Here is a 23,861-nt window from a genome sequence, read left to right as displayed (position 1 = left end):
AAGCACCGTTGACCGATCAGGCAGCCAGGGAGTATGAGCGCCGATGCGGAATCCACTGAAAACGGCGGCCGGTGATGAGGCGCGGCTCCCCGGACAGGGACTCGGGCAGGGACTCGGGCAGGGACTCGGACAGGGGCCCGGGCAGGGGCGAGCGAAGGCATGGCGTGCTCTGGCGCTGCGCTGCCTGCTCGCCGCCGTGGTGCTGTCGGCGGCCGGATGTGCCCTGCCCAAGCCGTATGCCCCGCCGCGGAACGGCGCCAGCGGATTCACCTTCTACGTGAGTCCGGACGGCGACGACGACAACGACGGCCTCACGCCCGAGCGCCCCTGGCGGACGCTGGAGAAGGCCGACGCGGTGGTCTTCGAACCGGGCTACCGTTTGCGACTGCGGGGTGGCTCGCGCTATCGCGGCACCCTCTCGATCGGGCCGAAGGAAGCGGGCAGCGAGAGGAAGCCCGTCGTCATCGAGTCGTACGGAAAGGGCCGGGCGACCATCGCCGCGTCCGGGACGGCCGGTATCTCCGTCTTCAACACCGCGGGCGTGGAGATCCGTAACCTCGCGCTGGTCGGCGACGGCCGCTCATACAAGTGGGCGGAGGGAATCCGGTTCCTCAGCGACCTCTCGGACGACCGCAAACTGTCGCACGTGGTCGTCGACCGCGTCGATGTCTCGCACTTCCGCAACGGACTCCTCCTCGCCGGCCGCAAGGGGGCCACCGGCTTCCGGAACGTGCGGATCACCGATTCCGCGCTGCACGGCAACCTGGAAGCCGGCCTCTCCACCACCGGACCGAAATTCCGCGGTGCCGATCCGACGTACGCGCACGAGCGGGTGTCCGTCGTCCGTGTGTCGGCCTTCGCGAACCCGGGCGACCGGACCAACAGCTGGCGCAACACGGGCAACGGCATCGTCCTGGGCAGTGTCCGCGGCGCGCGGGTGCAGCGATCGACGGCCCATCACAACGGGGCGGCTTCCTCGCCCGAGGCTCTGGAGGGGCCGGAGGGCATCTGGGCCTACGACTCGACGCACGTGGTGCTGGAGCACAACGTGTCCTACGCGAACCGCACCGGCTCCCAGGCCGACGGCGGAGGCTTCGGCCTGGACAACAACGTGTCGTCCTCCGTCATGCAGTACAACCTGTCGTTCGGCAATGACGGGCCCGGGTTCCTCGTGTACACGAGCATCGGGAACGGCGCGCACCGGGACAACACGGTGCGGTTCAACATCAGCAACAACGACGCCCGCAAGCTCTCCATTTACGGCGGGATCGTCGCGTACGGCGCCTGGGTCCGCGACCTCGACATCTATCACAACACCGTCGTGCTGAGGGCGGCGAAGGGTCCGGTCCGGGCGCCGGCGCTGCGTCTCGAGAGAGGACTGCGGAACGTCACCATCCGTAACAACGTCTTCGTCACGAACGGAGCGCCCCTGGTGGCCTCGGAGCAGGACTATCGCGTCGACGTCGTGGCGTTGCAGGGCAACGACTACTTCAGCACGGACACCTGGCAGGTGGTGTGGGGTACCCGGAAGTACCCCACCCTGCGGGAGTGGCGCGCGGGGGGCGGGCAGGAGCAGCACGCCACCGGTCCGACCGGTACCGATGCCGATCCGTGTCTGAAGGGCTCGACGGCCCCCATCAGCACTGCGCAGGGGGCCGCGAGCATGGTGCCGGGCTGTGTCGGTGTGCTGACCGCGGCGGCGCTGGACCTCGCGGCGGTCGGCGTCGACCCGGGCGGGGTCGACTACTTCGGTGCGAGTCTCACCCCGAGGATCGCCGCCGGCGCCGCTCAGCCCGTTTCGGAGGAGTAGACCGGGAGGAGGGTGGGAGCCGAGTGCTGACTGGGCACCGCGGGCGGCGTCGGCCGTCCCAGTGTCCGGAAGGTCCAGCCGGCGGACCTCCACAGAGAGACGTCGAGCGCGTTGCGCGCGTCGAGGATCCTGCGCGCGGGAGTGAGGGCGGCGAGCGCCGCCGGGTCGATCCGGCGGTAGTCGGCCCACTCCGTCAGATGCAGGACGAGATCGGCGTCCGCGCAGGCCTTCTCGATGTCGGGGGCGTATCCGAGCACCGGCAGTACGGCACGCGCGTTGTCCATGCCCTCGGGGTCGTGGATCCGGACGTCCGCGCCCTCACGGTGGATCGCGGCGGCGACGGCGAGCGCGGGCGAGTCGCGCACGTCGTCGCTGTTCGGCTTGAAGGTCGCCCCCAGCACGGCGATCCGGCGCCCGGCGAAGTTCTTGCCCACCATGCCCCGTGCCACGTCGACGGCGCGCCGGCGCTGGCGCCCGTTGATCTCGTCGATCTGCCGCAGGAACGATACTGCGCCGCCTACGCCGAGCTCGTCGGCGCGCGCCATGAAGGCGCGGATGTCCTTGGGCAGGCAGCCGCCGCCGAATCCGAGCCCCGCGGACAGGAACTGGCGTCCGATGCGGGTGTCGTGCCCGAGGGCGTCGGCGAGGGTGACCACGTCGGCGCCCGCCGCGTCGCAGACCTCGGACATCGCGTTGATGAACGAGATCTTGGTGGCAAGGAAGGAGTTCGCCGCCACCTTCACGAGCTCCGCCGTCGCGGGGTCGGTACTGATGTAGGGCACACCGGCCGCCAGCATCGGCGCGTACACCGCGCGCAGCACCTCGTCGGCCCGGGACGAGGAGACCCCCGCCACCAGTCGGTCGGGCCGCAGGGTGTCCTCGACGGCGAAGCCCTCCCGGAGGAACTCCGGGTTCCAGGCGACCTCGACGTCCGTCGTCTCGGGGGCGGTCCTGCGCACGCGAGCCGCCAGCCGGGCCGCCGTGCCGACGGGGACGGTGGACTTGCCCACGATCAGGCAGGGGTGACGCAGATGGGGTGCCAGACCGTCGACGACGGCGTCGACGTACCGCAGGTCGGCAGCCTGGGAGCCCCGCTGCTGAGGGGTTCCGACGCACACGAAGTGGACCTCGCCGAACTCGGCGGCCTCCCGGAGCGACGTGGTGAAGCGCAGCCGCCCCGAACCGACGGTTCTGGTGAGGATCTCCTGCAGTCCGGGCTCGTAGAAGGGGGTCCTGCCGTCACCGAGCAGTGCGATCTTCTCCGCGTCGACGTCGACGCCGAGGACCTCGTGTCCGATGTCCGCCATGCACGCGGCGTGCACGGCTCCCAGATATCCCGTTCCGATGACGGTCAGCCGCATGTCGTCTTGCTCCTGTCTGTGGATCAGTTCGGGTAGCCGGAAGGGTTGAGCTCCTGGAACCGCCACGCGTCCTCGCACATCGCGGTCAGGTCCCTTGTCGTGGTCCAGTTCCAGGCGCGGGCCACCGCGCTCGGGTCGGCGACGAGGGCGGCCACGTCGCCCGGGCGGCGGCCGGTGATCTCGTACGGGATCGGTGTCCCGCAGGCCCGCGAGAACGCCGCCACCAGCTCCAGCACGGAGGTGCCGCGACCGGTGCCGAGGTTGAGGGTGCGCATGCCGCTCTCGTCGTCCAGGTGTTCCAGCGCGACCCGGTGGCCCTCGGCGACGTCCATCACATGGAGGTAGTCGCGCACGCCGGTCCCGTCGGCCGTCGGGTAGTCGTCACCGAAGACCTTGAGCCGGTCGAGCCGGCCCGCGGCGACCTGGGCGAGGTAGGGCATCACATTGTTCGGTACACCGCTGGGAACCTCGCCGAGCAGGCCCGAGGGGTGCGCCCCGACCGGGTTGAAGTAGCGCAGGGCCAGCACCGACAGCGCCGGCAGCCGCCGGCACACATCGTCGAGCACCCGCTCGCACAGCCACTTCGTGGTGGCGTACGGATTGGTCGGGCGGGCCGGGTCCCGCTCGGTCAGCGGCACCTTCGTGGCGTTGCCGTAGATCGAGCACGACGAGGAGAACACCAGACGGCGCACACCGTGTTCGCCCATGGCGCGCAGCAGTGCGGTCGTGCCCCCGACGTTGGTGTCGTAGTACTCGACGGGCAGCTCCACCGACTCGCCGACGGCCTTCTTCGCGGCGAAGTGGATGACGGCGTCGACGCGGTGCTTCCCGAACACCTCAGCGAGCGCGCGCCGGTCGAGGAGATCGGCCTCGTAGACGCCGGCCAGGGGCCGGCCGGCGACCTTGGCGACCCGCTCGAGGGCGCCCGGGGAGCTGTTGGAGTAGTTGTCGACGACCACGACCTCGTAGTCGTGTGCCAGGAGTTCGACGCAGGTGTGGCTGCCGATGAAACCGGCACCACCGGTCACCAGCACGGTGGTGGGACCGGACATGGGTTACCTCTCTTCTTGGCACGACGGGATTTCGGTGGAGCGGCCGGCGTCACCAGCCCATGACTCCGGTCACGTACAGCGGATACAGGGCGATCGCCAGCGCGAGCGGGAGCAGCGTCACCACCCCGGCGAACAGCGGAAGACGCGCCGTGACCAGGGCCCGGTAGAAGCGGATGCCGGACGCCCTGGCCGTCTCGGCCACATGGAGCACCGCGACGGAGAGGCTGACCACCGCGTACGACGCCGATCCGAGGATGCAGAGGAAGACGTAGCCCACCGCCGGCCCGGTGAGTTCGCCGATCACCGCCGCCGACGACAGGACCGAGGTGATCACGAGGTAGGGGGCGACGAGCCGCAGGGGCAGGGGATCGAGAGCCTTGCGGGTCTTCGGCGTCACCTTGAAGGTGACAGGGCGTGGCCGCATCCTCTGCACCAGCGCGGCGGCGGTGCCCCAGGCGGCGATGGGCCAGCGGGCCAGGACGAAAAGCGAACCCTCCCAGCTGAAGAGGGGCGCGTCGTACGGTCGCAGCAGACCGCGGCGGCGCATCAGGGCGGTGACGAGGAGCCCCCAGAGCGACATGAGCCAGAAGTGCCAGAGGAACTCGAAGTAGTTGACGTCGACCCATGAGACGTTCGTGACGGCCGCGACCAGCGGCATCGCCGCACCCACCAGTCCCGTCGCGGCGATGAGCGGGTAGTACAGCAGAATGAACCAGAAGCGCAGGCGCATTCGGCGGCTCATGCGGCCGAAGTGGCTCTGGACGCCTCCGAGGAGGAGCGCGGCGAGGCTGCGCGACCACTGGAATTCCTGCGTGGCCATGGCGGCGAAGGTGAGGGGTCCCTCGCCGTGGGCTTCGGCGTCGATGGCGAACGCGCCGTGCCATCCGGCCGAGTTGAGCAGGAGCGTGGTCGAGAAGTCCTCGGCCAGCTCCGGTCCGAGCCCGCCGATGTCGCGCAGGGCCGCGGTGCGTACCGCGTAGTGCGAGCCGATGCAGAGCGGGGCGAGGCCTTCGGAATGTCCGAGCTGAAAGGCGCCGTGGAACATCGCCTCCCGGTACAGCCGCCCGCGAGCCGCCCAGGAGGACTCGGCGTTGGTGTCGCAGACGCTCGGCGCCGCGACGTACCCGATCGCCGGATCCGCGAACGGTCGTACCACCTTGGTGAGGTAGTTCCGGTGCGGGACGTGGTCGCAGTCGAGCTGGGCGACCACGTCGTACTCCGTGTAGCCCCAGTGGTCGTAGAAGTAGGCGAGGTTGCCCTCCTTGCACCGCGTCCGCCGCGGCCAGGTCTGCCGGTGGTATTCGGTGACACCACGTCGGCAGGACACCCTCACGCCGTTCTCCCGGCACCAGAGCAGGATCTCGTCCGACGGGTCCTCGTCGCACAGCCAGACGTCGTACGGGTGGGGGAAGGACTGGCCGAGCATGGCCGTGAGGGTCGTCCGGGCCACCGACCAGTGCTCGGACGGAGCGCGCGTCACCACGAAGGCGGTCCGCAGCGGGGGCACGGCCACAGCCGGGTTGAAGCGGCGCACCCGGATGGCCGTCAGCAGGAAGTACGCGGCGAACAGGCAGAGGTACATCAGCAGGGCGCTGTTCAACGCGAAGCCGACCCACTCGATACGGTGCTCCGGCTGGAGCCACCACGCCCAGAACCAGACGAAGGAGGCGAGCCAGCCCACGATCATCAGGAGCATTTTCAGCCGGTCGGCGCGGCGCAGCTGGGGGACGAAGCTCCTGGGTCGCGTCGGCAGCGTCCGAGGGGGAAGGGCGAACTCGGGTCCGGAGGGCGGGATGCGGACCACGTTTCCCGCGGAGAGCTGATGGATCTCGTCCCGCAGTGTGTCCGGGGGACGGTAGTCGAGTGTGTCGGTCGCGTGGACTGGACGTGGCTCGGCCTGCGTCATGGTGCGTGCTCCGTGGGAAATCTGCTGAGGAGGTCTTCGGCGGACGCGAGCGGTCGCTGGGAGGTCCGCCCCAGCCCCGGCAGCCGGCGCGAGCGCCGCGCCGGCTGCCGTGTGGCCGCGGGGTGCTACGGGACGGGGACGGTGTCCAGCTGTCCGCCGCGGATCGCCACCGCGCCGGCGGCGATCTCCTGCGGCCGGCTCATGAACCAGTCGACAGTCCTGCGCAGCCCGTCCTCGACCGTCACCTCCGGGTACCAGCCGAGGTGCCGGGTGGCGCGGGTGATCACGGGGCGTCGACGCGTCGGGTCGTCCGTGGGCAGCGGGTGGTACTGGATGTCCGACGTCGAGCCGGTCACCTGGAGCACGAGTTCCGCGAGTTCGCCCACCGTCCGCTCCTCGGGATTTCCGAGATTGAGGGGACCGGTCTCGGGTGAGTTCAGCATGGCGAGAATGCCGCGGATCAAATCGTCGACGTAACAGAAACTGCGGGTCTGCTTGCCGTCTCCGTAAATGGTGAGGGGCTCTCCGCTGAGCGCCTGGGTGATGAAGCTCGAGACGACACGGCCGTCGTGCGGACGCATCCGCGGCCCATAGGTGTTGAAGATGCGGACGATTCCCACATCGACGCCGTGCGTGCGCCGATAGGCGAGAGAGACCGCTTCCGCGTACCGCTTGGCCTCGTCGTACACACTGCGCGGGCCGACCGGGTTGACGTTCCCCCAGTACTCCTCGTCCTGGGGGTGGACCAGCGGGTCGCCGTAGACCTCGCTCGTCGACGCGAGCAGGAAACGGGCGCCGTGGCGCTGGGCCACGCGCAGCATGTTCTCGGTGCCGCGGCTGCCTACGGCGAGGGTCTCCAGCGGCCGCCGCAGATAGTCGGGAGGGGAGGCGGGGCTGGCGAGGTGCGCGACGGCGTCGAGCCGGCCGGGGATGTCCACGGCGTCGGTCACGTCGACGCGCATGCATTCGAACGCGGGGAATTCCCGCAGGTGTGCGATGTTCTGGGGCTGCCCGGTGGAGAAGTTGTCCAGGCACACCACGGCGTTTCCGCGCCGCAGCAAGGCCTCGCACAAATGAGAGCCCAGAAATCCGCCGCCACCGGTTACAGCAACGCGCATGGGTTTTCTCCAGGGATGCAGGAGTGAAAGGGGAGCGGTTCTCCGGAAACCGCTTGAAAATCATATGGGCGGATAGAAGGCTCTCCTGAGTGGTAATCCGGATAATCCGCTGTCTGGCCGGTACGGCCAATGCCGGGGGATGCCGCGGGGATCGTGCGGTGAGGCCTGTGGCGCGGGTGCCATGGACGTCGGCGGCTCTCGCGCGCACACGTGCGGGCGCATCACTCGCCCGTGTGAACTGCCGCCGCGCGCGTCGGCGGACGGAGGACTCCCACTGGCCGGATTACCGACCGTGCGGTATGCACCGCGGTCGCGGCGGAGTCCTTTGGCAGTCGCCCGGGTCCCGGGGGCCACGGAAGGTCACGGAAGGTCACGGAAGCGAGGAGGACTGGAAGCCGGCCCTGTGAGCGAGGAGGACTGGGAGCCGGCCCTGTGAGTGAGGAGGGCCGGCGCGAACCGGGTTCCGCCGTGCTCAGCCGAGTTCGAGCGTGGTGACGCCGAAGACCCGGTCGCCCGTGAACGGCCTGACCGGGCCCGTGTACATCCGGGCGGTCGCGAAGGACGGCTCCAGCCCCCGCTCCGCGGCCAGGCGCGCGGCCGCCGGGTTGGACTCCGGCATGTCGACGGCGATCCGTTCCGCGCCCATCGCGCGCGCGTGAGCGGCGAGAGCGTCGAGGAGAACCCCGGCGTCGTCGGCCGAGTCGGCGAACAGAGGCCCCACTCGGGCCTCCTCCCGGGCCGGGCGCACCACTCCGTACCCGGTCAGGCGTCCGTCCACGACCCGGGCGAGGGCACGATGGCCGGAGGTCGTCAGCCAGCGCTCCAGGAACAGCGGGCGCTCGGCGGGGTAGCAGCCGCTGTCGTACGAGGTGAGGGCCGCGAGGCCGACCTCCTCCGCAGGGACCACGCCCGGCGCCGGCGCCACCCCGCCCGAGGGAACCGGGCCCACGAACCGGTCGCTGCGGTGGGCGAGTTCGAAGCCGGAACGACGGTAGTTGTCCTGCTGCGCCGGAACGCCGTCGAGACCGACCGTCCGGTCGCCGGCGTGCGCGAGCGCATGTGTCCACGTGGCGATGCCGTGACCGCGTCCTCGCTGGTCGGGCCGGACGAGATAGAACCCCAGAAAGGCGTAGTCGTCGCTGTAGTTGACGACCGACACCGCGGAGACCGGCTCCCCGTCGACCCGGCCGATGAAGAATCCCCCGGGATCCTGGGCGAAGAAGGACGGGACGTCGGACAGGCCCGGGTTCCAGCCCTCGGCGGCTGCCCACTCGACGACCAGGCGCCATTCTTCGGGCGTCGCGGGTGAGACCGTGAGCCGTGCGCCGGGTGACAGTGTCATGTGATCGCCTCCGCCTGGATCTTCGCAGAGCCGCCCGCGCTGGGCCAAGGAGGGAACGGCGCCGATGGGCCCTTTCGCGCCGGACGGGGTCCGGGGCGTCGCGTCCCCGGTGGGGGCGGAACCGTCACCGCCGGACGGCCTCGGGCTTCGCGGTGGTGGCGACAGAACCGTCACCCCAGCAGGCGCAGGGCCGTGTCGGACACCCCCAGCCGGACGGTCTGGCCCCACGTCAACTCCAGTGCGTCGGACTCCATTCCGTCCCCGAAGGCGACCATCCGGTCGGACTCGACCGTCAGCCGCAGCCGCTGCGCGCCCCCCAGGACCCCCTCGACGAGCGAGGTGCCCGTGGCGGGGGAGGGCCAGGCCTCCCGTACGAACCAGGCGAGGCGACGGGCCGCCGGGTCCGGCAGTGGAACACCGCCTCTGCGCTCCTGCCACAGGGAGCGCAGCCAGCCCGTCGCCCCCGTGCCGGTGCCGACGAGGACACCGGAGGACGCCTGCGCCTCCGCCGCGTCCCGCGCGTCGTCGGGCGCCAGGCGGTAGCGGGCCGTCTGGTGCCCGACGCTCCCGAGGTAGATCTCGTTCAGCGCCAGGAGGCGCTGGGCGTCGTCCGTGACCGCCTCCACCATCGTGAGTTCCTCGACGGCGGTCGCCCCGGCGGTCGCCGCCGGAAGCAGCGCGGCCGCGTCGGCGGCCCGGTGGCGGACCAGGACGCCCGGGTTGCGGCCGGGGTCGGTGTCGATGCCGACGACCGGCTGGCCCGTCAGGTACTTGGCGGCGTTGGCGACCAGGCCGTCCTGGCCGACGACGACCACCACGTCCTCGGGGCCGAAGAGGAACCGGTCGAGGTCGCCGCGCTCCACCCGCGCCTGGCGCCATTGCAGGGGCACGGCCGCCGCCACCTCGGCCAGCGCCCGCCGCGCCCGCTGATGCCGCTCGTGCACGTCCTCGATGGACCGGCCCCGGCTGGACAGGAAGAAGGCGGCCTGGCCATGGGTGCCGTGGCGGGCCAGCAACTCCTCGTACTCGGTGGTCCGGTGGACGACGACCGCGCGTGGCGCGAGGCTCATGACCGCTCGGCGTCCGGTCGGCCCAGCTTGGCGAGCAGGCCGGTGAGCACGTCGGGGGAGAGGGTGAGGCTGTCGATGCGCGGCAGGTTCTCGGCGGCCCGGGTGGCGGCGAGCGCATGCAAGGTCACGGGGTCCACTTCACCGTGTACGCGGAGCCAGGCGGCCTGCGCCTGGGCCTTCGCCTCGCCCACCTCGCGCGCCGCCTCCGCCTCGGCCCTCGCCAGCCGCACGGCACGTGCCGCCTCGGCCTCGGCCCGTACCGCGTCCGCGGCGGCGTTCTCCTCTGCCTCGCGTCGCGCGTTGGTGCCCCGCTGCTCGACCAGATCCTCCTCGCGGCGGGCGAGTTCGATGCGGCTGGCCAGTTCGTTCTCGGCGATGGCCCGCTCGCGTTCGACGGCGACGGCCCGGCGCTCGTAGGTCGCGCGGTCCGCCTCCTGCTGGATCTGCTCCCGCGCCGGGGTGCGCAGCGCGCGCTCGACCTCCGGTTCGGGGCGGATCGCGACCACCCGGACCGCGACGACCTCGATCCCGGTCGCGGGCAGCCGCGGCTCGTCGGCGAGACCGGCGGCGATCCTGTCCCGTACGGACGCGACCCCGTCGACCAGGGCCGCCGCCAGCGTGGTGCGGGCCAGGATGGCGAGCGCGTGCTGCTGGGCGCTCTCGGTGAGCAGGGTGGAGATCTGCTCCAGCGGAGCGCCGCGCCACGCGCCCGTGTCGGGGTCGACGGAGAAGTCGAGGCGGGCGGCGGCCGTGCCGGGTTCGCTGATGCGGTACGTCACCGTCGACTGCACGCCGACGTCCTGGAAGTCGGACGTGCGGGCGTGGAAGGACATCGTCAACTCGCGGTCGTCCACCGGCACTTCCGAGAGCGCGGCGGTCAGCGGCCGGAACCAGAAGCTCAGCCCCGGACCGTCGTGCACCAGCTTGCCGCGCCGGTGGTGGCGGACATGGGAGGTGTGGGCGGAGCGGAGATGGCGCCAGCCGTACCGGCGGGTGATGTCGGCCATGAGAGGGCCCCCTTTTCGTCAGTGCGACGATAGTGGGCTCCTCTGCTTGTCGTCAAGATGACGAAATCGAGAGGGTCGCTGGGGTGCTCGTGCCTCACGGCCGGCTGTCGATGGCGCGTCAGCTCGCAAGACCCGCCGGAGCCGGAACCGGACCCCCGGCGGGGGCCGGGACTTGAGCGGCGAGCGAGGCCCTGCCCTGGGGTGACGCGGCCGGGGCCTGCGCCTGAGCCTCACTGGTACGGGCCGTGGGCACCCCGGCTGTCTCCGGGCCCGACCCCACCGAGCCCTCCGGCGCCGGGTCCGGGCCGTCGCCATGGCCGGCCGTCAACAGCACGACCCCCCGGGCCGCCAGCGCGGACGCGGCCCCCGCGATCAGCCAGCCCCACACCCCGGCGCGGAAACTCTCCCCGAGCAGCGCGAGGCCGATGACCGCGGCCGCCGCCGGATTGGAGAGGTTCACGACGGCGAGGGGCGCGGCGAGGCCACCGCGGTAGGCGGCCTGCGAGAGCAGCAGCCCGCCGACGGCGAAGCCGGAGATGAGGACGGCGAGCAGCGTCGTCTGCCACCACGTCGCCGGACCTCCCGGGAGTTCGAGGGCCGGCGAAGCGGTCAGTGTCTGGGTCAGCGCCGACGCGACGCCCGACGCGATGCCGGACGCGCCGGCGTGTCCGAGGCCCCCGCCACCCGCGCCGGAGCCGGAGGCGCGCCGTGCCAGCGCGGCGATGAGCATCGCCGTCGCGGCGGCCACCATCAGCGCCTCCCGTGGGGACAGCGCATCGCCGGGCGTGGCGGGCCCGGTCACCGCGACGAGCCCCACCAGTCCGGCCAGGGTCGCCAGCGCGCCGCGCCACTCGCGCCGGGTCACCCGGCGCCGCGCGCGGTACGCCCCCAGGGGCAGCGCGGCGACCAGGGTCAGCGCGCCCAGTGGCTGGACCAGAGTCAGGGGACCGTAGTGCAGCGCTCCCACATGGGCGAGCGCTCCGGCCGCGTTCAGGCCGACGGCCCACCACCACAGCGGCCGGGCCAGCAGGCCTCGCAGTCGGCCCCGTTCCGGCCGTGCGCTCGCGGCCTCGGCCAGCCGCACCTGGGTGACCGCCGCGAGCGCGTAACCCGCCGCGGAGACGAGGGAGAGGAGAACCGCGATCGCCGTGCCGTTCATCGGGACACCCCGACCGCCGGCTCGGCCCTCACCTGGCGCGGTGCGATGTGGCGGGTGGACGTACGCGTCGCGCCCGGAGCGCGAACGAACGCCAGGACGGCGCCCAGCAGCGCCGCGGCCACCAGCGCGTCGAGCCAGTAGTGGTTGGCGGTCCCGACGACGACCAGCAGGGTCACCAGCGGGTGCAGCAGCCATAGCCACCGCCAGGAGCTCCTCGTCGCGGCGATCAGGCCGATCGCGACCATCAGGGCCCAGCCGACGTGCAGGGACGGCATCGCGGCGAACTGGTTCGCCATGGTGTCCGTCTCGGGCGTCGCACCGTAGACGGACGGCCCGTAGACCCGCGCCGTGTCGACCAGGCCGGAGACGGTGAGCATCCGCGGCGGGGCCAGCGGCACCAGCAGATGGAGGGCGAGCGCGGCGGCGGTGACGAGGGCGAGGGCCCGCCTGGACCACACGTAGTGGGCGGGCCGCCGCCAGTACAGCCAGGCGAGGAAGGCGACGGTGGCCGGGAAGTGCACCGCCGCGTAATAGGTGTTGGCACCGTGGATCAGCGGCTCGCTGTGCAGCAGCACCCGCTGGACCGAGGTCTCCGCCGGCAGATGGACGGTCCGTTCCACGTCCCAGACGTGGTCCGCATTGTCGAACGCGCGGGTCTCGTGACCGTTCGCGACCTGCCGTCCGACCTTGTAGACGAGGAAGAGCGCTGTTACCAGCAGCAGCTCCCGTACGAGAGACGGCCGGCTCGCGGCGGTCGCGGCGCTCGGGGTAGCGGTCACCTCCCGTCCTGCTGGACGTGCTCCGCGTATCCCGGCAGCCATGTGCGCGGCCCCTTTTATCCCTCAATCGGCAGCAAACGGATTGAAGCGTAGATCGGATTTTATCGAGACGCAAGCGTCTCGATACGTTTGCGTCTCGTTTGTGCGCCCCCTACCCTCGTATGTGCAGAGAGCCCTCGCCCGCCCCGGAGGAAGCGCATGTCCACGCAGGCCGCCACCGCCGCCGCGCGCCGCAGCAAGATCACGCCCGAGCGGGAGCGGGAGCTGTACGAAGCCGTCCTCGACCTGCTCCGCGAGGGTGGCTACGACGCGGTGACGATGGAAGGCGTCGCTGCCCGTACCAAGTGCGGGAAGGCGACCCTGTACCGGCAGTGGAAGACCAAGCCCCGGCTGGTCACGGCCGCCCTGGACAAGAGCCGCCGCTCCTTCTTCACCGGAATCGACACCGGCTCGCTCGCCGGAGACTTGCGGGAGGCGGCGCGCGCCGCGGCCTCCCGCTGCGAGCGCGACACCGCCCTCGTCGAAGCCGTGAGCCAGGCGTACATCCAGTACCCGGATCTGCGCGAAGCGCTGCGCGAGACGGTCCTCGCCCCGGAGGTCGCCGCCCTGGACGCGATGGTGCGACGCGGCGTGGAGCGCGGCGAGGTCGACGCCGACAACGCGGCCATCGGCTTCGTCGCCCCCTGCTTCCTGGGCGTCCTGCGGGTCGAGCGGCTCTTCGAGGACCGCCTCGCGGAAGCAGGGGCCCTGCCGGTCTTCGTCGAGTCGGTGCTCTTCCCCGCCCTCGGGATCAGCGGAGAGCCGACGGGATAGCCGCCCCGGGCCGGGCCCGCGCGCCCGTGGCCCGCCGGAGTGACGCGCGGCCGAGCCGCCCCTTCCGTTCAGAATTTCGACGGGTGATGGTCAACCGATGTCTCCGCACCCGCCGTGCTCCCTGCGCCAGAGTGGGCGGCGCCAGAGGAAGACGGGGGAGCGAAGACCGGAGGGACGCGTCGAATGTCCAGTGCAACGCAGTACCTGGGCCGCTCCGTCGGCCGCCGCCGCGGCGTCGACCGCGGTGTCGAGTTCGAACTGGGCGTCGCGCACTTCATGGAGTACATCGTCGGCGGCTGCTCCTTCGCCACGGCCGAGAGGGACCTCAAGCAGCGAGGCTGGTCGGCCTGGCGCCGCTACCGGGCCCTGTGCGAGGCACAGCGCCGCCACGTGGACGACACGCCGCTCGAGGACGACTGACCCGGATCGCCCCCGCCGCCCGGGTCGTGCACCCTGGGCACATGCAGCGATCCACCCCTGACGTCCGCGTCCGCAGGATCTACGACCCGCCCGGCCCCGACGACGGCGCACGCGTCCTCGTCGACCGGCTCTGGCCGCGCGGCCTCACCAAGGTGGACGCCAGGATCGACGAGTGGCCGAAGGCCCTCACCCCCTCGACGGAGCTGCGCCGCTGGTACCACGGCACGGAGGGGCAGTACGAGGAGTTCTGCCGGCGCTACGAGGGCGAACTCGCCGAGCCCGAGGCCGCCGAGGCCCTCGACCGGCTGAGAGCCCTTGCCGCCGAGGGGCCGCTGACGCTTCTCACCGCCGCCAAGGACCCGGACCGCAGCCACACCTCCGTACTCCTGAGGCACCTGACGCGGCGCGGCTGACCCGCCTCCCCGCCTACCTGCCTCCCTGCCTCTTCGCCGTCCCCGGGCGCTCTTCGTCGACCCCCGGCACCCCCGGCCGTTCTTCGCCGTCCTCGCCCGTCCCCGGCCGCCCCCCGTGCCGCCCCGAGCCGCCTCGCGACAGTCCGGCGAACCGGTGCCGCGGGGCAGTTCCTTTTCCGGACCCGGCAGTTCAGGCCGAAACCGCGGCGGAGGCGTAGCCATCGCCCTCCGGGCGCGGTCACGATGGCCGGACCGTCCACCTCACCGCCACCCCGTCCGGAGGCCCGCGTGGAAGCCAAGGAGCACGACCTGCTCGACGAGCTGCAGCGAGACCCCTACCCCCTCTACGAACGGGCCCGACGGGCGGAAGGACTGACCTTCGTCCCGGAGTTCGACGCCTGGCTCGTCGCCAGGGACGCCGACGTACGCCATGTACTGCTCCGTGCCGACGACTTCTCCTCGGTCGGGGCCCTGCGCCCCGACGTCCTGCCCTCACCCGCCGCCCTCGCCGTCCTCGCGCAGGGCTTCGGCAACACGCCGACCGTCGTCTCCACCGACGGCGTCGCCCACCGGCGCCACCGCGCGCCCCTCAACAACGCCCTGTCCGCGGCCCGGATCGCCGCACTCGTCCCCTTCGCCGCCGAACGGGCCGAGGCGCTGGCGGACGCGTTCGCCGACGCCGGCCGCACGGAGCTGATGGAGTCCTACGCGCGGCGGTTACCCGGCGCCGTCGTCGGGCGGCTCGTCGGACTCGACCCCGAGGACGTCCCTGCCGCCGTGCACGGCGGACACCGCGCCGAACAGCTGCTGTTCCGCCCCATGGCCGAGGAGGAGCAGATCGCCGCCGCGCGGGACGTGGTCGCCCTCCAGCACCTGCTGGACCGCTGCGCGCGCGCCGCCCGGCGCGGCCCCCGCGGCGACCTCTGCTCCCTCATGGTCGCCGCGCTCGCGCCCGGCAGCGGCGATCTCACGCTCGACCAGCGCCACGAGCTCGTGGCGAACCTGCAGAACTTCCTGATCGCCGGGCACCTCACCACCACCGCGCTGCTCGGCACCACCCTGCTCCAGCTGCTGCGCCACCGCGCCCAGTGGGAGCTGCTGTGCGAGCGGCCGGATCTGATACCCGCGGCGGTCGAGGAGGCCGCCCGATACGACACCGCCGTTCAGGGCTTCCGTCGCACCACCACCCGGCCCGTCACCGTCGCCGGGACCCAACTGCCCGCGGGAGCGACCGTGTTCGTCGCCTACGGCTCCGCCAATCGCGACCCCGCGCGCCACGAGCGGCCCGACACCTTCGACATCACCCGCCCCCGCGCCCGGCACGTCGCCTTCGGGCACGGCGTTCACGGCTGCCCCGGATCCCAGCTGGCCCGCGAGCAACTCCGGATGACGCTGGAGATCTTCACCCGAAGGTTCCCCGGGCTGCGGCTCGACGAGGACCATGAGGTCGTCATGCGGCCCACCCTCATCCATCGCTCACCCGAAGAGCTCCATCTCACCTGGTGAACACCGGGCCCCCGGGCGCGGAGCGGGGCGGAGATCGCCACGGGTCCTACCCCGCCCCGGATCCCCGGCATATCCTGCGGTCATGCGCGTCGCCCTCTTCGTCACCTGCGTCAACGACGCCGTCTATCCGTCCACCGGAGTGGCCACTGTCCGCATTCTGGAACGGCTGGGCGTCGAGGTCGACTTCCCGTCCGCCCAGACCTGCTGCGGCCAGCCCTCGTACAACACCGGCTACCGGCGCGAGACCGAGCCGCTCGTCCGGCGCACGGTCCGGGCGTTCGAGGGGTACGAGTACGTGGTCACCCCCTCCGGATCGTGCGCGGCGATGGTCCGCCACCACTACGCCGGATTCGGCGACGAGGCCGCCGCGCTCGGGCCCCGGACGTACGAACTCACCGAGTTCCTGGTCGACGTCCTCGGTGTCACCGATGTTGGCGCGTTCTTCCCGCACACGGTCACCTATCACCCGTCGTGTCATGGGCTGCGCGCCCTCCGCCTGGGCGAGAGACCCCGCCGTCTCCTGGAAGCCGTCAAGGGACTGGAACTGCGCGAACTGCCCGGAGCGGAGGAGTGCTGTGGCTTCGGCGGCACCTTCGCCGTCAAGAACGCCGACGTCTCCACCGCCATGGGCCAGGACAAGGTCGCCCGTGCCACCGAGACCGGAGCGGACGTCCTGTGCGGTGCCGACAACTCCTGCCTGATGCACATCGACGGCATTCTGCGCCGCCAGGGCGCCCCCCTGCGCGCTCTGCACATCGCCGAGATCCTGGCGAGCACCGAAGAGGAGCCTCTGCTGTGAGCGGCACGTATCTCGGAATGCCGGCGTTCCCGGACGCCGCGAAGAGCGCTGTGCGCGATGTGACCCTGCGCGCCAATCTGCGGCACGCCACCCACACCATCCGCGACAAGCGCGCGGCGGCGGTGGCCGAACTCGAGGACTGGGACCGGCTGCGGGAGGCCGGCAAGCAGATCAAGGACCATACGCTGCGTCATCTCGACCGGTATCTGGAGCAGTTGGAGGACGCCGTCACCGCGGCGGGCGGCACCGTCCACTGGGCCGCCGACGCCGAGGAGGCCAACCGCATCGTCACCGGCCTGGTCAAGGCCACCGGCGAGGCGGAGGTCGTCAAGGTCAAGTCGATGGCGACGCAGGAGATCGGCCTCAACGAAGCCCTGGAGGCCGAGGGCATCGCCGCCTACGAGACCGATCTCGCCGAACTCATCGTGCAGCTCGGCGAGGACCGTCCCTCCCACATCCTCGTCCCCGCCATCCACCGCAACCGCGGCGAGATCCGCGACATCTTCGCGGAGAAGATGGCCGCCTGGGGCAGGCCCGCACCCGAAGGCCTGACCGACACGCCCGCCGACCTCGCCGAAGCCGCCCGTCTCCACCTCCGCGAGAAGTTCCTGCGCGCCAAGGTGGGCATCTCCGGCGCCAACTTCATGGTCGCCGAGACCGGCACCCTCGTCGTCCTCGAATCCGAGGGCAACGGCCGCATGTGCCTCACCCTCCCCGAAACCCTGATCTCGGTCGTCGGCATCGAGAAGACCGTGCCCACCTGGCGCGACCTGGAGGTCTTCCTCCAGACCCTGCCCCGCTCCTCGACCGCCGAGCGCATGAACCCGTACACGTCGATGTGGACCGGCACCGCCGACGGCGACGGCCCCACGACCTTCCACCTCGTCCTCCTCGACAACGGCCGCACCGCGACCCTCGCCGACGAGGTCGGCCGGCAGGCACTGCGCTGCATCCGGTGCTCGGCCTGCCTCAATGTCTGCCCGGTGTACGAGCGGGCCGGCGGACACGCCTACGGCTCGGTCTACCCGGGCCCCATCGGCGCCATCCTCAGCCCCCAACTGCGCGGCATCGGCAGCGAGATCGACGCCTCGCTGCCCTACGCCTCGTCGCTGTGCGGCGCCTGCTACGACGTCTGCCCGGTCGCCATCGACATCCCCGAGGTCCTCGTCCACCTCCGCGAGAAGGTCGCCGACCGGGGCGGCAGGGGGCACCGCCTGGAGAAGGCGGCCATCAAGGCCGCGGGCTGGATCCTCGACCACCCGGCGGCACTCGGGGCGGCCGAACGCCTCGCGTCGAGGACCCGCGCGGCGCACCCGTCGAGACCGCCCGGCGCGAGTGCCTGGACCGACAGCCGTGACCTGCCCGAACTGCCCGCGGAGCCCTTCCGTGACTGGTGGAAGAAGAACCGCTCATGAGCGCCTCGCGCCACCGCGTCCTCGCCCGGATCCGCGCCGCCGTCGCCGACGCGCCTCCCGCCCCCGGGCCCGCGCGTGACTACCTCCACACCCACACACCCGACGACCCGGCGCTGGTCCTCGATCTGCTCCAGGAGAACCTCACCGACTACCGGGCGCACGTCCATCGCGCCAAGGAGGCCGAACTCCCGGCGCTGATCGCCCGGTTGCTGGCCGCCCGCGGCGCCCGCTCCGTCGCCCTCCCGCCCGGCCTGCCCGACGCCTGGCCGGCGGCCACCGATGCCGAGCTGCGCGAGGACTCCGGTCCTCTCACCGCGTACGCGCTCGACACCACCGACGCCGTGGTGACCGGCTGCGCCCTGGCCATCGCCGAGAGCGGCACCCTCGTCCTCGACGGGGGCCCCGGGCAGGGCCGCCGCGCCCTCACCCTCGTGCCCGACCTGCACATCTGTGTCGTACGGGCCCTGGACCAGGTCGTCGCGTCCGTACCGCAGGCCCTGGCGCGTCTCGACCCCACCCGCCCGCTGACCTGGATCTCCGGCCCCTCCGCGACCAGCGACATCGAACTCGACCGCGTCGAGGGGGTCCACGGCCCCCGCACCCTGGAGGTGATCCTGCTGATGCCGTGAGCCGGGCCCTCCGCCATGAGCCGGCCCTCAGCCCGTGAGCCGGGGCGCCTCGGCCGCCGCGTCCACCGCCTTGTCGGGGGCACTCTCCAGCCGCGCCGCCAGCTCCCGTGCCCACGCCACGAGTCCGGGCACGTCGATGCCGTACAGCTGTGGCCGCCCCGCCAGATGCCCCGCCCCGCGCAACAGCAGCCGCGCACCGCCCGCCGTGTTGCCCCGTGCGGCGTGCGTCAGCCCCACGGCGAGCTGCGCGAGCCCCCGCCACAGCGCCTGCTCGCCCTCGGGCCCCGACTTCCAGGCGTCCTCGAAGACCTCGTGCGCGTGGAACGGCATTCCCTCCGCGAGCAGCCGCTGCGCCTCCTCCAGCGTCTGGTCGGGCGTCCGCGCCACGCCCTCGGGCTGCCGCTCGACGCCCGGCGCGCCGTACGGCAGCGGCCGGCCGAGCCCGTCCCGGGGCCGCGCGCTGCGCGCCCGCCCCTCCTCGTCCCGGTCCCTCGGCGGCTTGCCCGGCGTGCTGTTCATGCCCTCATTGTGACCCGCCCCAGCGCCGTCTTGGGGCGCGGGACCGCAGAGGCAGCCGTCGCGGGGCGACCCTCCACGGCCCGCGAGCTGGACGGCAATCCGCTCCTGCGACGCGCGGGCGCGCGTCAGCCGCTGGCGGGTTCGGGCAGTGGCCTCGACGTCGCCGCGACCCCGAAGTCGAGCTCGGTGATCCGGTCGGAGCCTGCACCGCGAGCCGTGCAGATGGTCAGTCGACGGCGACGGTGTTCTGGGCGGCGCCGATGCGCCAGGCGCCGTCCTCCTTGACGAGGATGTAGAACGGGCGGCCCTCGGGCCGGTCGGCGATCCGGGTGCCGTCGTGGCGGACCGGCTGCTGGCGAACGTTCACCGCGGCGACGTCGGGCCGCAGGAACAGCACGCGCTCGACGTCGTAGACGGCGGTGGACTCGGCCGTCGCACCGGGCAGCATTTTCTGGGTGAAGGTCGCGATCTCCTCGAAGCCCGACAGCCGCTTGCCGTGGCCGGTAGTCCACACCGGGTCCTGACGGCGGAAGACACTCAAGAACCGGTCGACCAGCTCGTTCTGCTGGGCGTGCTCGACCTCGGCGACCAGGCGGCGAATCGCGGTCACTTCGGCGTCGGTCTCCGGGCCCTCTGGGGCGCCGAACACCTCGACCGGCCGGTACGAGCCCGACACCAGCTCGGCCACCGCGCCCGGCCGGCCCGGCCGCCAGCCGAGGACGGTACGAGCGGCGGCGCCGCTGACGCTCTGGTCGAGGGCGAGCGCGTCCGCGAAGAGCGGGCCGAAGACCTCCGCGGCCTGCTCAACCGGTACCGCGTGCGGGGCGACGAGCACTCCGGCCGCGCGGCCGGCGGCCCGGGCGAGGTCACGGACCGGGACGGCCGACTCGCCGACGCCGTGCCAGACGGTGCCGGCCCCGGCCCGCTCGACGGCGGCCACGAACAGCTCGGCCAGGTCGTCCACGTGGACGGTCGGCCAGCGCACGCCCTCCTCGCCGTAGTACTCGGGCGCTCCCTGCCCGCGGGCCCGGTCGACCAGGATGGCGGGGATGCCGCCGCCGCGGCCGTACACGATGCCGGGCCGGACGACGACCGCGCACACGCCCTGGGCGACCTCCGCCAGCACCCGCTGCTCGATCCGCGGGCGGTAGCCGACGATGCCGATCGGGTCGGTCGGGGCCTCCTCCCCGACCTCTTGGGCCTCGCCGGTGGCACCGAGAACCCAGACGCCGCTGGTGTAGACGAACGGGCGGCCGGTACCGCGGAGCGGAGTGGCGAGCGCCTCAATGACGGCGGTGTCGACGTCCGCGTCGCCGCTCGGCGGAGCCAGGTGGATCACGGCCTCGATCGCGGGGGTGACCGCGCCGGCCAGCGAGGCCGGGTCCGCGGTGTCGCCGACCAGCTGGGCGTGCCAGGCCCGGCCGGGCTGCGGCTCGGCGCCACGGGTGAGCGCGACGACCTCGTGGCCGGCGGCGGCGAGGTGCTCGGTGACGGCGGAGCCGATGTAGCCGGTGGCACCGGTGAGCAGAACCTTCATGACATCCCTGTCTTGAGAAACGAAACGTTTCGTCTCATTTGATGGTGGGTTGACTTGCTTCGAATCCGCGCAGGAATTCGAGGCAGAGATTGATCAGGTGTCCGGCGACGCCCTGGATCGCTTTCAGTGACCAGCGACCCGGTGAGCTCACCGAACAGGTCGAGACCGACATCGGGTCCGGTCAGCGCGTGTCGATCGCCTCGAGCAGGACGGGCGAGTCTGTTCGCGGCTCATGGGCGCGGCGTGCTCCGTGTCGAGGAGCAGCTTCGCGGCCACCGAGCGGGCGCCGGCCGGCATCAGACCGCTCGCCACCAGCACGTCACAGTCCTCGGCCGCCTTTGCCGACCATGTCGAAGTGCGCGGCGACCAGCTCGTGCTGGGGATCAGTCCTCGATCGCCTGGTACAGAGTGGTCCAGAAGTCGTGCATCAGGTGGACCGAGTCGGGGACCGATGTGCCGACCTGGGTGAGGAGGATACCGACGACGTTGTTCACGGGGTCGGCATAGGTGGAGGTGCCGGCGCCGCCGTCCCAGCCGAACTGGCCGACGGGAGCGTAGTCGCCGCGGTAGGTCCGCACCGCCATGCCGAAGCCCCAACCACCGTGCTGGCCCTGGCCGAAGGAGATGTGGACGTTGTTGGTGGCCAGCTCGGTGCGGGCGGCGTTCTGCGCGGGGGTGAGGCGGTTGGTGGTCATCAGCTCCACCGCCTGCCTGGACAGCACGCGCTCGCCGCCGTGCTTGCCGCCGTTCAGCAGCATCTTGAAGTAGGCGTGGTAGTCGTCCGCGGTGGAGACCAGACCACCGCCACCGCCATGGAACGCCGGAGGGATGTTCCAACGGCCGCCCTTGGACTCGTCCCATACGTGGAACTCGCCGGACTCCGGGTCGGGCGCGTAGAGGACCGGCAGCCGGTCGATCTTGTCGTCCGGGACGTGGAAGCCGGTGTCCTCCATCCCCAGCGGGCCGAAGACGCGTTCGCGCAGCGCCTCCTCGAAGGTCTTGCCGGTCACCCGGGAGACGAGTACGCCGGCCAGGTCGCTGGCGAGCTGGTACTGCCAGTGGTCTCCGGGCTGGTGCATCAGCGGCAGGGCGCCCAGGCGGCGCATCCACTCGTCCTGCTCGGGCATCGGCGTGGGCAGGTTGGGCGTCAGCCCCTGTGCGAAGACCTCGTTCATGATCGGCGTACCGATGGAGGTCATGTCCATACCGAGGCCGAAGGTGGAGGTCAGCACGTCCCGGACGGTGATCGGACGGTGTGCCGGGACCGTGTCGTCGATCGGGCCGTCGAACGCCTTCAGCACCTGACGGTCGGCCAGCTCCGGCAGCCACCGGTCCACCGGGTCGTCCAGCCGCAGTCGGCACTCGTCGAGCAGTACCATCGCCGCCGCTATCGAGACCGGCTTGGAGGTGGACGCCATCCTGAAGATGGTGTCCCGGCGCATCGGCGCGCTGCTGTCGTGCTCCATCGCGCCGAGCGTCTCGACGTGCGTCTCGTCATCCTTGCTGTACAGGGCGACGACGCCGGGGATCTTGCCGGAGTCGACGTGGCGGGCCAGTACGTCGCGGATCTTGCGCTGCCCTGAAGAGGTGAACTGGGACATGGTGGGGTGCTCCCTGGTCGGGTGGAAGTGTCGGGGGAGGAGTGACGGATGAGGGGGTCAGAGGCTGCGGGCGGAGATGTCGCCGTTGCCGCTGGTGGCGCTGATCTCCAGCACGGGGGAGCCGTTGTTCTTCAGGGCGTTGCTGACGCGACCGTGGCGGGGGTCGGCGGCCAGCGTGGCGGAGGCGCCGGGGGCGGCGGCGATCGAGATGTCGCCGTACTGGGTGCGGAGCACCACTGTGCCGCGCACCGCCTCGCCGATGGTGATGTCGCCCCGCTCGGTGGAGATGTCCGCGGGGCCGCCCAGCCTGCCGACGTGGACATCGCCGTCGACGGAGGTGAGGCGCAGGCCTTCCACGTCGGCGATCTCGATGCGGCGGTGGGCGCCGTGGACGACGACGTCGCCGAGCCGGCCCTCGGTGCGCACCTCTGCGGCGGCGGAAGTGGTTTCGACGCGTGAGCCGGTGGGGAGTTGAAGCGTCACCTCGACGGATCCGGGGCTGCTCAGCACCTGGTTCCTCGCCTCCGGCGCGATGACGCGCAGCACGCCGTCGCCGAATTCGACCGTGGTCTGCTCCGCGGCCTTCACATCGCGGCCCTTGCCGGGGTCCGCGGGACGTACCTCGACGGTGGTCTCGGCGCGGTCGGCAGCGAGGAGGCTTATGCGTCCGGCAGGTATCTCCACAACGGCGGCGATCGTGCCGGGGGTCTTGAACTTCTGCATGGGGCGTTCTCCTTGAGGTCGATGGCGCCGCTCATCGGGCCGGACGAACGCGGCGTTCTCACGGTTCTTCACGCGTGTGTGCACGCCTCAAACGATCTTGCGATCCGTGCATATGATCAAGCCATACTTCCGCGCGGTTCGATAACCGCTGGGTTATCGACGGGGGTTGGGGGCCCATGGAGCTGCGGGACATCGAGATCTTCCTGGTGCTGGCGGAGGAACTGCATTTCGGTCGGACCGCGCAGCGGCTGCCCGTCTCCCCGGCACGCGTCAGCCAGGCCATCAAGAAGCAGGAGCGGCGCATCGGCGCCGAGCTGTTCACCCGCACCAGCCGCACGGTTCGCCTGACCGAGGCCGGCACTCCGCGACGACCTGCAGCCGGTCTACGCGGGCCTGCACGAATCCCTGGAGCGCGCCCGGCTGGCGGCCCGCGGCATCACGGCACAGCTCCGCCTCAGCCTGATGCCCTTCAACATGGCCGATCTGCACCCCTACTGGAAGGCCTTCCGCGCGCGGTACCCGCAATGGGGACTCCAGAGCGTCTGGCTGCCGGTGGAAGAGCCGGACTTCACCGTCGGTCCCAGCCTGTGCACCGACCCGCGCGTCCTTGCCGTGGCCGCCGACCACCGGCTCGCGGGACGGGGCGCGCCCCGCGGTCCCTGCCGAGTCCGATCGTGATCGCCCGCCGACGGTCAAGGCGAGCCGGTCCCACTGGCCCCAAAAACGATCAAGGGGCCGTTTCAGATCTCTCTGAAACGGCCCCTGACCTGCGACTTCGAAAAGTCGGGACGACAGGATTTGAACCTGCGACCCCTTGACCCCCAGTCAAGTGCGCTACCAAGCTGCGCCACGTCCCGGTGCGCTTCAGCCGGGGGTCCCCCG

General features: G+C 71.7%; 22 protein-coding genes, 1 tRNA gene and 1 pseudogene. 10 read left to right on the top strand and 14 right to left on the bottom strand.

Annotation, left to right across the window (positions count from 1 at the left end):
• The first annotated feature begins 43 nt into the window (after positions 1-43).
• Positions 44-1,810 carry a right-handed parallel beta-helix repeat-containing protein gene (locus ACZ7J0_RS01315; RefSeq protein WP_470882918.1) on the top strand — a complete coding sequence of 589 codons (1,767 nt, stop codon included), beginning with the start codon at positions 44-46 and terminating at the stop codon, positions 1,808-1,810.
• On the opposite strand, the gene ACZ7J0_RS01310 is transcribed toward ACZ7J0_RS01315, so the two are convergent.
• The 9 genes from ACZ7J0_RS01310 to ACZ7J0_RS01270 all read right to left on the bottom strand — a co-directional run bounded on the left by ACZ7J0_RS01310 (position 1,789) and on the right by ACZ7J0_RS01270 (position 12,646).
• The gene (locus ACZ7J0_RS01310; RefSeq protein ID WP_470882917.1) at positions 1,789-3,171 is read right to left on the bottom strand and encodes a UDP-glucose dehydrogenase family protein; all 1,383 of its coding nucleotides are present in this window, start codon (positions 3,169-3,171) and stop codon (positions 1,789-1,791) included. The two genes, ACZ7J0_RS01315 and ACZ7J0_RS01310, sit on opposite strands and share 22 nt — an antisense overlap.
• Before the next feature lie 23 nt (positions 3,172-3,194).
• On the bottom strand, positions 3,195-4,223 hold the full coding sequence (gene galE / locus ACZ7J0_RS01305; RefSeq protein ID WP_470882916.1) for a UDP-glucose 4-epimerase GalE: 1,029 nt from the start codon (positions 4,221-4,223) through the stop codon (positions 3,195-3,197).
• A gap of 49 nt (positions 4,224-4,272) precedes the next feature.
• Entirely contained in the window at positions 4,273-6,129 is a 1,857-nt protein-coding gene (locus ACZ7J0_RS01300) for a glycosyltransferase family 2 protein (RefSeq protein ID WP_470882915.1), read from the bottom strand.
• Between the two features lie 125 nt (positions 6,130-6,254).
• The gene (locus ACZ7J0_RS01295) at positions 6,255-7,247 is read right to left on the bottom strand and encodes a UDP-glucuronic acid decarboxylase family protein (RefSeq protein ID WP_470882914.1); all 993 of its coding nucleotides are present in this window, start codon (positions 7,245-7,247) and stop codon (positions 6,255-6,257) included.
• Positions 7,248-7,719: 472 nt separating this feature from the next.
• Positions 7,720-8,589, bottom strand: coding sequence for a GNAT family N-acetyltransferase (locus tag ACZ7J0_RS01290; protein WP_470882913.1), 870 nt, complete (start codon positions 8,587-8,589; stop codon positions 7,720-7,722).
• Positions 8,590-8,759: 170 nt separating this feature from the next.
• A complete protein-coding gene (locus tag ACZ7J0_RS01285) occupies positions 8,760-9,659 on the bottom strand; it encodes a hypothetical protein (RefSeq protein ID WP_470882912.1) in 900 nt (299 codons plus the stop codon).
• On the bottom strand, positions 9,656-10,666 hold the full coding sequence (locus ACZ7J0_RS01280; protein ID WP_470882911.1) for an SPFH domain-containing protein: 1,011 nt from the start codon (positions 10,664-10,666) through the stop codon (positions 9,656-9,658). Before ACZ7J0_RS01280 ends, ACZ7J0_RS01285 begins: the two co-directional genes overlap by 4 nt.
• 118 nt (positions 10,667-10,784) lie before the next feature.
• Positions 10,785-11,825 (bottom strand): DMT family transporter, encoded by a 1,041-nt coding sequence (locus tag ACZ7J0_RS01275; protein WP_470882910.1) that lies wholly within the window; start codon positions 11,823-11,825, stop codon positions 10,785-10,787.
• On the bottom strand, positions 11,822-12,646 hold the full coding sequence (locus ACZ7J0_RS01270; RefSeq protein ID WP_470882909.1) for a phosphatase PAP2 family protein: 825 nt from the start codon (positions 12,644-12,646) through the stop codon (positions 11,822-11,824). The genes ACZ7J0_RS01275 and ACZ7J0_RS01270 overlap by 4 nt, the downstream gene beginning before the upstream one ends.
• A gap of 156 nt (positions 12,647-12,802) precedes the next feature.
• On the opposite strand from ACZ7J0_RS01270, the gene ACZ7J0_RS01265 reads away from it, so the two are divergent.
• The 7 genes from ACZ7J0_RS01265 (at position 12,803) to ACZ7J0_RS01235 (ending at position 18,599) form a co-directional block, all read left to right on the top strand.
• On the top strand, positions 12,803-13,417 hold the full coding sequence (locus tag ACZ7J0_RS01265; protein WP_470882908.1) for a TetR/AcrR family transcriptional regulator: 615 nt from the start codon (positions 12,803-12,805) through the stop codon (positions 13,415-13,417).
• A gap of 183 nt (positions 13,418-13,600) precedes the next feature.
• Positions 13,601-13,837, top strand: a complete 237-nt coding sequence (locus ACZ7J0_RS01260; RefSeq protein ID WP_468703363.1) for a hypothetical protein — start codon at positions 13,601-13,603, stop codon at positions 13,835-13,837.
• 41 nt (positions 13,838-13,878) lie between these two features.
• Positions 13,879-14,250, top strand: coding sequence for a DUF488 domain-containing protein (locus ACZ7J0_RS01255; protein WP_470882907.1), 372 nt, complete (start codon positions 13,879-13,881; stop codon positions 14,248-14,250).
• A 288-nt stretch (positions 14,251-14,538) separates the two neighbouring features.
• Positions 14,539-15,756, top strand: a complete 1,218-nt coding sequence (locus ACZ7J0_RS01250) for a cytochrome P450 (protein WP_470882906.1) — start codon at positions 14,539-14,541, stop codon at positions 15,754-15,756.
• Between the two features lie 82 nt (positions 15,757-15,838).
• Entirely contained in the window at positions 15,839-16,555 is a 717-nt protein-coding gene (locus ACZ7J0_RS01245; protein ID WP_470882905.1) for a (Fe-S)-binding protein, read from the top strand.
• Positions 16,552-17,970 carry a LutB/LldF family L-lactate oxidation iron-sulfur protein gene (locus ACZ7J0_RS01240; RefSeq protein ID WP_470882904.1) on the top strand — a complete coding sequence of 473 codons (1,419 nt, stop codon included), beginning with the start codon at positions 16,552-16,554 and terminating at the stop codon, positions 17,968-17,970. The genes ACZ7J0_RS01245 and ACZ7J0_RS01240 overlap by 4 nt, the downstream gene beginning before the upstream one ends.
• On the top strand, positions 17,967-18,599 hold the full coding sequence (locus ACZ7J0_RS01235) for a LutC/YkgG family protein (protein ID WP_470882903.1): 633 nt from the start codon (positions 17,967-17,969) through the stop codon (positions 18,597-18,599). Before ACZ7J0_RS01240 ends, ACZ7J0_RS01235 begins: the two co-directional genes overlap by 4 nt.
• Positions 18,600-18,626: 27 nt before the next feature.
• On the opposite strand, the gene ACZ7J0_RS01230 is transcribed toward ACZ7J0_RS01235, so the two are convergent.
• From ACZ7J0_RS01230 to ACZ7J0_RS01215, 4 genes are all read right to left on the bottom strand, one after another.
• The gene (locus ACZ7J0_RS01230; protein ID WP_470882902.1) at positions 18,627-19,118 is read right to left on the bottom strand and encodes a DUF309 domain-containing protein; all 492 of its coding nucleotides are present in this window, start codon (positions 19,116-19,118) and stop codon (positions 18,627-18,629) included.
• A gap of 226 nt (positions 19,119-19,344) precedes the next feature.
• Positions 19,345-20,655 (bottom strand): SgcJ/EcaC family oxidoreductase, encoded by a 1,311-nt coding sequence (locus tag ACZ7J0_RS01225; RefSeq protein ID WP_470882901.1) that lies wholly within the window; start codon positions 20,653-20,655, stop codon positions 19,345-19,347.
• Between the two features lie 383 nt (positions 20,656-21,038).
• Positions 21,039-22,256: a serine hydrolase domain-containing protein gene (locus tag ACZ7J0_RS01220; RefSeq protein ID WP_470882900.1), complete on the bottom strand. Its 1,218-nt coding sequence runs from the start codon at positions 22,254-22,256 to the stop codon at positions 21,039-21,041.
• 57 nt (positions 22,257-22,313) lie between these two features.
• Positions 22,314-22,979, bottom strand: a complete 666-nt coding sequence (locus tag ACZ7J0_RS01215) for a DUF4097 family beta strand repeat-containing protein (protein ID WP_470882899.1) — start codon at positions 22,977-22,979, stop codon at positions 22,314-22,316.
• A gap of 176 nt (positions 22,980-23,155) precedes the next feature.
• On the opposite strand from ACZ7J0_RS01215, the pseudogene ACZ7J0_RS01210 reads away from it, so the two are divergent.
• Positions 23,156-23,278: pseudogene (locus tag ACZ7J0_RS01210) on the top strand (helix-turn-helix domain-containing protein); the annotation flags it as partial.
• Between the two features lie 163 nt (positions 23,279-23,441).
• The gene (locus ACZ7J0_RS01205; RefSeq protein WP_470884139.1) at positions 23,442-23,657 is read left to right on the top strand and encodes a hypothetical protein; all 216 of its coding nucleotides are present in this window, start codon (positions 23,442-23,444) and stop codon (positions 23,655-23,657) included.
• Positions 23,658-23,762: 105 nt separating this feature from the next.
• Here ACZ7J0_RS01205 and ACZ7J0_RS01200 read toward each other — a convergent pair.
• Positions 23,763-23,836: transfer RNA gene (locus tag ACZ7J0_RS01200), tRNA-Pro, on the bottom strand.
• Between the last annotated feature and the right edge of the window lie 25 nt (positions 23,837-23,861).

The sequence above is a fragment of the Streptomyces sp. NPDC038280 genome, from assembly GCF_055600045.1.
The sequence above is the reverse complement of the archived record's forward strand: the minus strand, read 5'-3'. Positions and strand labels throughout refer to the sequence as shown.

Excerpts from the sequence above, each read along its gene's own strand:
- ACZ7J0_RS01315 (WP_470882918.1), top strand. The coding sequence starts at position 44 with ATGCGGAATCCACTGAAAACGGCGGCCGGTGATGAGGCGCGGCTCCCC.
- ACZ7J0_RS01310 (WP_470882917.1), bottom strand. The coding sequence starts at position 3,171 with ATGCGGCTGACCGTCATCGGAACGGGATATCTGGGAGCCGTGCACGCC.
- galE (WP_470882916.1), bottom strand. The coding sequence starts at position 4,223 with ATGTCCGGTCCCACCACCGTGCTGGTGACCGGTGGTGCCGGTTTCATC.
- ACZ7J0_RS01300 (WP_470882915.1), bottom strand. The coding sequence starts at position 6,129 with ATGACGCAGGCCGAGCCACGTCCAGTCCACGCGACCGACACACTCGAC.
- ACZ7J0_RS01295 (WP_470882914.1), bottom strand. The coding sequence starts at position 7,247 with ATGCGCGTTGCTGTAACCGGTGGCGGCGGATTTCTGGGCTCTCATTTG.
- ACZ7J0_RS01290 (WP_470882913.1), bottom strand. The coding sequence starts at position 8,589 with ATGACACTGTCACCCGGCGCACGGCTCACGGTCTCACCCGCGACGCCC.
- ACZ7J0_RS01285 (WP_470882912.1), bottom strand. The coding sequence starts at position 9,659 with ATGAGCCTCGCGCCACGCGCGGTCGTCGTCCACCGGACCACCGAGTAC.
- ACZ7J0_RS01280 (WP_470882911.1), bottom strand. The coding sequence starts at position 10,666 with ATGGCCGACATCACCCGCCGGTACGGCTGGCGCCATCTCCGCTCCGCC.
- ACZ7J0_RS01275 (WP_470882910.1), bottom strand. The coding sequence starts at position 11,825 with ATGAACGGCACGGCGATCGCGGTTCTCCTCTCCCTCGTCTCCGCGGCG.
- ACZ7J0_RS01270 (WP_470882909.1), bottom strand. The coding sequence starts at position 12,646 with ATGGCTGCCGGGATACGCGGAGCACGTCCAGCAGGACGGGAGGTGACC.
- ACZ7J0_RS01265 (WP_470882908.1), top strand. The coding sequence starts at position 12,803 with ATGTCCACGCAGGCCGCCACCGCCGCCGCGCGCCGCAGCAAGATCACG.
- ACZ7J0_RS01260 (WP_468703363.1), top strand. The coding sequence starts at position 13,601 with ATGTCCAGTGCAACGCAGTACCTGGGCCGCTCCGTCGGCCGCCGCCGC.
- ACZ7J0_RS01255 (WP_470882907.1), top strand. The coding sequence starts at position 13,879 with ATGCAGCGATCCACCCCTGACGTCCGCGTCCGCAGGATCTACGACCCG.
- ACZ7J0_RS01245 (WP_470882905.1), top strand. The coding sequence starts at position 15,839 with ATGCGCGTCGCCCTCTTCGTCACCTGCGTCAACGACGCCGTCTATCCG.
- ACZ7J0_RS01235 (WP_470882903.1), top strand. The coding sequence starts at position 17,967 with ATGAGCGCCTCGCGCCACCGCGTCCTCGCCCGGATCCGCGCCGCCGTC.
- ACZ7J0_RS01230 (WP_470882902.1), bottom strand. The coding sequence starts at position 19,118 with ATGAACAGCACGCCGGGCAAGCCGCCGAGGGACCGGGACGAGGAGGGG.
- ACZ7J0_RS01225 (WP_470882901.1), bottom strand. The coding sequence starts at position 20,655 with ATGAAGGTTCTGCTCACCGGTGCCACCGGCTACATCGGCTCCGCCGTC.
- ACZ7J0_RS01220 (WP_470882900.1), bottom strand. The coding sequence starts at position 22,256 with ATGTCCCAGTTCACCTCTTCAGGGCAGCGCAAGATCCGCGACGTACTG.
- ACZ7J0_RS01215 (WP_470882899.1), bottom strand. The coding sequence starts at position 22,979 with ATGCAGAAGTTCAAGACCCCCGGCACGATCGCCGCCGTTGTGGAGATA.
- ACZ7J0_RS01205 (WP_470884139.1), top strand. The coding sequence starts at position 23,442 with ATGCCCTTCAACATGGCCGATCTGCACCCCTACTGGAAGGCCTTCCGC.